Origin of the sequence: Bacillus sp. MYb56 (genome assembly GCF_002976445.1) — a bacterium.
GTDB lineage: Bacteria > Bacillota > Bacilli > Bacillales > Bacillaceae_G > Bacillus_A > Bacillus_A mycoides.
Genome location: NZ_PCOH01000083.1, coordinates 1 through 6,936 on the forward strand (window position 1 = coordinate 1; position 6,936 = coordinate 6,936).

6 protein-coding genes, 1 rRNA gene and 1 pseudogene are annotated in these 6,936 nt (G+C 33.9%); 1 reads left to right on the forward strand and 7 read right to left on the reverse strand.

All coding sequences use genetic code 11. From position 1 onward, the window contains the following. Positions 1-93: ribosomal RNA gene (gene rrf / locus CQ058_RS30455) — 5S ribosomal RNA — on the forward strand; the annotation flags it as partial. A gap of 151 nt (positions 94-244) precedes the next feature. Here rrf and CQ058_RS30460 read toward each other — a convergent pair. The 7 genes and pseudogenes from CQ058_RS30460 to CQ058_RS30490 form a co-directional block, all read right to left on the reverse strand. Then, complete coding sequence (locus CQ058_RS30460; RefSeq protein WP_002191759.1) at positions 245-703, reverse strand: ASCH domain-containing protein; 459 nt, start codon at positions 701-703, stop codon at positions 245-247. A gap of 247 nt (positions 704-950) precedes the next feature. Then, positions 951-1,712: pseudogene (locus tag CQ058_RS30465) on the reverse strand (peptidase M20); the annotation flags it as partial. 390 nt (positions 1,713-2,102) lie between these two features. Continuing rightward, a complete protein-coding gene (gene uppP / locus CQ058_RS30470; RefSeq protein ID WP_002191761.1) occupies positions 2,103-2,900 on the reverse strand; it encodes an undecaprenyl-diphosphate phosphatase UppP in 798 nt (265 codons plus the stop codon). Between the two features lie 17 nt (positions 2,901-2,917). Beyond that, complete coding sequence (locus CQ058_RS30475) at positions 2,918-3,655, reverse strand: ABC transporter permease (protein WP_002124852.1); 738 nt, start codon at positions 3,653-3,655, stop codon at positions 2,918-2,920. Then, positions 3,648-4,577, reverse strand: coding sequence for an ABC transporter ATP-binding protein (locus CQ058_RS30480; RefSeq protein ID WP_002191762.1), 930 nt, complete (start codon positions 4,575-4,577; stop codon positions 3,648-3,650). Before CQ058_RS30480 ends, CQ058_RS30475 begins: the two co-directional genes overlap by 8 nt. A gap of 68 nt (positions 4,578-4,645) precedes the next feature. Then, positions 4,646-5,659, reverse strand: coding sequence for a sensor histidine kinase (locus CQ058_RS30485; RefSeq protein ID WP_002167061.1), 1,014 nt, complete (start codon positions 5,657-5,659; stop codon positions 4,646-4,648). Next, the gene (locus CQ058_RS30490; protein WP_002191763.1) at positions 5,649-6,362 is read right to left on the reverse strand and encodes a response regulator transcription factor; all 714 of its coding nucleotides are present in this window, start codon (positions 6,360-6,362) and stop codon (positions 5,649-5,651) included. Before CQ058_RS30490 ends, CQ058_RS30485 begins: the two co-directional genes overlap by 11 nt. Positions 6,363-6,936: the final 574 nt, after the last annotated feature.

Sequence of the window (6,936 nt, forward strand, 5' to 3'; positions counted from 1 at the left end):
CACACCCGTTCCCATACCGAACACGGAAGTTAAGCTCTCTAGCGCCGATGGTAGTTGGGACCTTGTCCCTGTGAGAGTAGGACGTCGCCAAGCAACTTTAAGACGAGTCAGAATGACTCGTCTTTTTTGTGTTTAATGAAATAAGCTTGTTATTAATGGCTCAAGAAATCCATTGATAACAAGCTTATTTGTTTAAAGATAAATGTATTTATCTAGTATGGACTTCCGGTAAAATCGTTATTTATCATAGCTTCACTTTGTTTTTTACATCGATAAGCTTAAAACGTTCGCAAACGAGCAGCATATCTTCAGAAAAACTAAGACCAAGTTCGCTTAGTTCCTTTGTAAAGAACTGTATATGGGTGTCTCTCCAGTAATTATAAGTAAGATCGCCTTCACCCTCAGCTATAGCAAATTCTTCAGTTACTTCATTCATTGGTGTTACAGTTACTTCTATTGTTTTAATGATAGCTACAGGTTCATCTTGACTATTGAGTACAATACTATAATCATTGGTTGTTGGTAGCGGTTCGTTTTCTAATTCATAAAAAATATGGCCGGAGCATGTTGCGGTTTTTACACCATCAATGACTAGTTTAGCGAGATAATCAGGAGAATCACCAAATTGCCAAGCTGTAACAGATTCTGGTTTTTCATTGTTTCCCCAATAAGTATCCCAATATGTTTGTGCTAATGGATTCATTTGTACTTTTACCTCACTTTAGCTAAAGTTGATTTTCTTTATAAACCCTGGACAATTTGCTTATTTGTAATAGCTTTGTAGTCATTTAAAATTTGTATTGTTGTATTACGGATTAATAAAGATAATACGCTGAATGAATAGGGTTTGTAAACACGTTCTGTCCATTTATGGCCATCTTTCCCGTAGACGCCCATATAAATAGATGGGATGTTTAATTTCTGGATTGTTTCGTATGGTAATGGATATAGTTGTTATGTAGTCTATTTGTGATTTGGGCTGCAATAAAATTAGGATCAATGCCAGACAATGTATCACCTACATGTACTTCTCTTCCGTAAATATAGAAACAAGGAAGAAGTTTACCTGAAGTTCCTGTATAAATGTAACGCTAAGTATCTCCATCATATAAAGGTGTTATAAAATCATTGTTAATAGCCAAACGATACTGTAATTGTTTTTCTTGCTTCAGTCTTTCGAGTTCGGTTAAGGCAGAGATAATTCCACGATGTTCCCCTTCTTCATCGAATAAGAGAAGTAAATTTTCTTCAAATAAATGCACATGTTCTGAGAAGTATAGTATATTGGCTAGATGAATGGCAGCGCCGCTTTTCATATCAAGAGAACCACGGCCGAACAGCCACTCTCCAGGTTTTGCATCGGTTTGAAAATATTGTTCGAGTGTTTCAGGAGAGAAAGCATGTTCTTTTAACGATCCGAAGTCTTCAATGCCAACCGTATCTAAATGAGAAGGATAGATAATAGTAGAAGTTGAATCATGTTTCTCTTTTACAAACGCAAATGCATTTTTCCTCCCTATTGGATCATGAGGGACATATTGAATCCATACATGCTCAGGATATTCTTGAAAATAAGGGAAGCTTTTTAAAATACCATATAGTTCATCTATAATACCGACTTCGCCGATGGTGCTGTTAATACTATTAAATGAAACTAAATGATTTGTTAGCAATTCGATCTGCTTTTCTAATTGTGTATATAGACATAGGATGAAACCTCCTTAAATCTTATAATTGGGAGTCTTTCGTAGAGAAGATAAGTGCAAGTGAAATATAGTACGATTACTTAAATACAAGGAAGTAGTGGAATGGAACGTTTGTTCTATAATGGTGTAATGGGGATATTCAATCAATTGAGGTGTTTATTTTTAATTCATTATATGTGTTTAAAGAAGAAATGCTATTACTAGGTTCGGATTTCAAATATAGCTTTTAACGTTACATATTTTAATGAAGTGTCGATTGATAGTGAAGAATTTTCTGATTATTAATGTTGATCTATTACCCACTATGCCATATTGAAGTGAGTAATACTAGAGGTGAAATAGATAAAAACCGATATTCCTTGAATATCGGTTTAATAATATGTGGCTTATATGAAGCTATAACAATACGAAAAGTGTAAATAAGATAGCTAACAAAATACGATAATATGCAAAAGGTTTTAAACCTATCTTTTCTAAAAGTTTCAGGAAAGTTACTACCGCTAGCATTGCTACAAGAAAGGAGGTAATGAATCCTACCGCAAACATAGGAATATCATCTACACTTAAATACTTCCAACTTTTTAATAAGTCTAACCCTGTAGCTCCGGCCATTACAGGAATGGCAATGAGAAAAGAGAACTCAGATGCAGCCTTATAATTTACTTTCGCTAATAGACCTCCAGAAATAGTAGAGCCAGCCCTTGAGAAGCCCGGATATACTGCTAAGCATTGAAATAATCCAATTGTTAATGCTTGACGGTATGTTAAATCATCTAGTGAAAAGGCGGTTGCCTCTGCTTTTTTTGCTTCTGCAAAAATCATAAGAATTGCTCCTGCTACAAGTCCGATTACGACAGTATACGGCTGAAATAAGTATGTTTTAATAACATCATGTAATAATAGGCCAACAACTACTGCTGGGAATACACCGAGAAAAACATGTAATGCATTGAATTTTTTCTCTTTCCGTAGAAGGGGTTTAATATTACATAAAGAAACAAGGCGTTTATGATATAAAATCGCGATAGCTAAAATTGCCCCTAACTGTATGACAATTTCAAACGTTTTTGCCCTTTCTCCTTCAAAACCTAATAAATGTCCGACTAATATAAGATGGCCAGTAGAAGAGATGGGTAAAAATTCAGCTAACCCTTCTACAATACCAAGTATGAAGGCAATGATAAGATCGCTCATAGTTTCACTCCTATAAATTAATGAATATCCACCCTTTTAAAATAGAATAGTGTTGTAATAAATCCGAAAATCGCTGTTACTGCAATGATGATATAAGAATACTCTGATGGATAAGTCGGTTGTAATTCGTTATTTGCTATATCTAGAGTAGCGGTCCATGGGAATAGGTCTTTATGTTTTGAATTTACGATCATAAGGTTAGTCATTGTAATAATGATTGTTAATATAATAGGCGGTACATAGGTCTTCATTACAAGAGTTAGTAGTACAATAGGTGAAGACAAAAGAAAGAGAAGTCCACCACATATTAAAAATTTTATGAGAGAGCCTAAAAGTAAGGTGATACTAAACCCAGGGAAGCTACCTATTAGCCCTAATAATAAAGTTAGCGTCCAAGCAACTAAAGTTAGCATCATGATCCAAAGGAATAGAAGGATAAACTTACTTATAATAAAGCTAATACGTGATACTGGGATAGTTAGCAAATTTTTTAATGTATCTTCCGTGTATTCACGGGTAAATAGATAAGCGATCACAACTCCATATAAGGGGAATCCTATAATTAAAGTAGTGTATAGGTTAACTTCAGTGAATAGTTGACCAAATAAAATAGTTGGAGTAGGTTGCTTTGTCTTCATGTGTATATAAGAAGCTACAACCACTAAAAATGGCGCGACACCTGCTCCGATAATACTAATCAAAAACATATTGGATCGTTTCAATTTTAATAGTTCTGTATAAAGCAGATTAACCAATTGTGCCACCCCCAACTAGTTTGGTGAAATAATCTTCTAGTCTATCTTCGCTCATCACAATTTTTAATACTTCAATATCGTTACGAACTAATGTTCTGTTGATGTGTCCCTGCTGTCCAAAGTGAGAATAAACGCGAATATTTCCTTCATCATGTACCTCATAATCAAAAATTTGAAAATGATTTTCTAATAGCATCGCAGCTTTATTATCATTATTTACTTGGAATTCTATGTACTTACGATTGGCTTTACGCAGTGTATCAAGAGAAACTTCTTCTAATAACCTTCCTTCATGAATAATTCCCATACGATCGACTAGTTGTTCCACCTCAGCTAATATATGACTAGAAATGAGTATCGTTATATTTCTTTCTTGAGCTAAAGATTTAATGAGTTTTCGCATTTCTTTAATACCGATTGGATCTAGTCCGTTAGTTGGTTCATCTAGTATGAGTAGTTCAGGATAATGGAGAAGAGCACGTGCGATTCCTAAGCGTTGCTTCATTCCTAAAGAGTATTTTCCTACTAATTTTTTTGTTTCGTGCTGCAAGCCTACAATTTCTAATGCTTCTTCAATTGCATTCCTTTTGTGAACACCAATTATCTTTGCATTAATTAATAAGTTCTCTCTTGCAGTTAAGTTTTCATAAAATCCAGGGACTTCAACGATAGAACCGATTCTTCTTAAAATGTCTTTTGGATTCCGAAGTAAATCCTCACCGAATATTTCTACATTTCCACTTGTAGGTTTTATAAGACTAAGCAGCATACGGATTGTAGTTGTTTTACCAGCACCGTTACGCCCTATGAATCCATAAATCTCTCCTTGCTGTACATTTATATTTAGATTATCTACTGACTTTTGGTTCCTATAAACTTTAGTAAGGTTTGTCGTTTTTATAATTGTATTTATAGGGGGCACCTACTTTCTATAAGTTCTTAATTACATAATAAAAAGGAAGGTTTAACTGCATATTAATCATTTCTTAACTATTTCTTAAAAGTAGTGTGTTTTGGGACGGAAAAACCAAAAGTAGTTCGTTCCCAAGGAATACTGTCAACCCATATACGCCCACCATTTTTTTCAACGAGGGCTTTAGAAATAGAAAGTCCGAGGCCACTACCACCGTAAGAAGGATTTCTTGATTGTTCGCTGCGGTACATCCGCTTAAATACGTTTTGTAAATCATGTTTTGGAATACCGGGTCCCTTGTCCCAAATAAGAATCTCATATTCTGTATTGGTTTCTAGTAGTTCGACTCCTACTATTTTCCCAGCTTTTCCGTGATGGATAGCGTTTTTTATTAGATTACCTATAATTCGTATAAGGCTAAGGTGATCTGCAATAATAGGGGAAGTAGATTCTGGTATGAGAACTTGTAGTTCAATGTTATGTTTTGATAGCTCGGGTAAAAATTCGATTAATACTTCTCTAGTAACCTCAGAAAAATCGAGTTCTTCTTCTTTTAATGGAAATTCATCAGCATCTAGCTTGGCCATATTAAAGATTTCATCGACCAGATGTTTTAAGTCATTCGATTTCTTATAAAGTATTTCAAGATATTCTTGCTTTTCTACTTCAGAAGCAGCGACATCATCTTTTAAAGCATCAATATATCCAATAATAGAAGTAAGTGGTGTCCGGATATCATGTGAGATATTAGATAAAAGTTGTTTTCTAGCTTCTTGGGATTTCCTTGCTTCGATCTGGCCCTTTTCTAATGCAGTTATTAAGTCGTTTATTGAAAACACGATACTATTTAGTGAACGGTCGTTATTTGTGAATAGCCTCGTTTGTAAATTCCCTTTAAGTGCACGGCTTAATTTAGTAACCATCGATTCGTTGCTTTGAATAAAGTGAACTCTTGAAAAGAAAAGATATATTGTGATTATGATAAGAGCAATAAATAAAGATATTTTTACATGGTATCCCATATCTATATTTAAAAGTCCGCAAATGATAAGTTGTAATGAAATAAGAAAGAGGACCTTATCATTTTTCAACCTTTTCACCTACAAACTTATAACCGATTCCCCATACAGTCTGAATGAATTTTGGATTGGAAGAATCAATTTCTATTTTCTTTCTAAGCTTTCTAATATGCACCATAACTGTATTATCATCTTCTATATAATTATCGTCCCATACATTCCGAAAGAGTTGTGTTTTCGTAAATACTTGCTCTGGGTTTGAAGCGAAGAATTTTAATAGTTCAAGTTCTTTTCCAGTTAAGTTGATTTCTTTTCCGTTCGTATGGACTGTGTATTTTTTAAAATCGATAGTTAGTCCTTTAAATGTTAAAGTTGTTTTCTCTTGTACGTTAGTGTTACTTCCAAGAACTAAAAAACGTCGCATAAGAGCTTTTACTCTTGCAACCACTTCGTGAATACTGAAAGGTTTCGTAATATAATCATCAGCACCTATGCTTAAGTCCAAAATTTTATCAACTTCGTGATCTTTAGCAGTTAGCATTAATATAGGAATGTTGGTTGTATCTCTAAGTTTTCTACACACTTCGATACCATCTACTTTCGGCATCATAAGATCTAATATAACGAGGTTGTAGTTATTTTGGTTAAATAAGCACAACGCTTCTTCTCCATTAATTGCAGTATCTACCATATATAATTCTCGTTCTAAATATCTTTTTAATAAGTCTCGAATTTCTTTATCGTCATCTGCTATAAGAATACGTATATCTTTCATATCGTCACCTGTTTCTAATAGAATGTTATTGATATTACAACTTGATAAACAAAGGGGGATAGGGAGCGGTAATAAAAAATAAAGCAACTTTCTAATTATATACTATTAATTGTTAAAATAAGGTTGCTAGTTTAGCTGAAAAGAATCAATTGTATGAGTTCGGTAAGATGGGGGAAGCGAGTCCTTTGAAATAGAGAAGTGCCTAAATTGAATAGTATTTAGAAGGATAGATTGGTAAAGAAAAGTAGACGATGGTTTCTATTTTAATGAGATCTTTGTAGGTCCTTATCTAGAGTTAAAAGAGTGCAAAGGTACTAAATTAAATTTCTTTATAAAAAGGTGTTGACGATTAGAGTATTGAGGTGTAATATAGGACAAGTCGCCGATAGCAACAACGCAGAAAGCGACAAAAGAAATAAAAAAACTTGGTTGACATTGAAATATGAAAATGTTAACATAAGGGAGTCGCAAATGAGCGGCAAACAAGTTCTTTGAAAACTGAACGAAACAAACAACGTGAACGTCAATTTTTATTTTTAGATGCTAGACAAACTAACTTTATTGGAGAGTTTGA

Excerpts from the sequence above, each read along its gene's own strand:
- uppP (WP_002191761.1), bottom strand. The coding sequence starts at position 2,900 with ATGAGCGATCTTATCATTGCCTTCATACTTGGTATTGTAGAAGGGTTA.
- CQ058_RS30490 (WP_002191763.1), bottom strand. The coding sequence starts at position 6,362 with ATGAAAGATATACGTATTCTTATAGCAGATGACGATAAAGAAATTCGA.
- CQ058_RS30460 (WP_002191759.1), bottom strand. The coding sequence starts at position 703 with ATGAATCCATTAGCACAAACATATTGGGATACTTATTGGGGAAACAAT.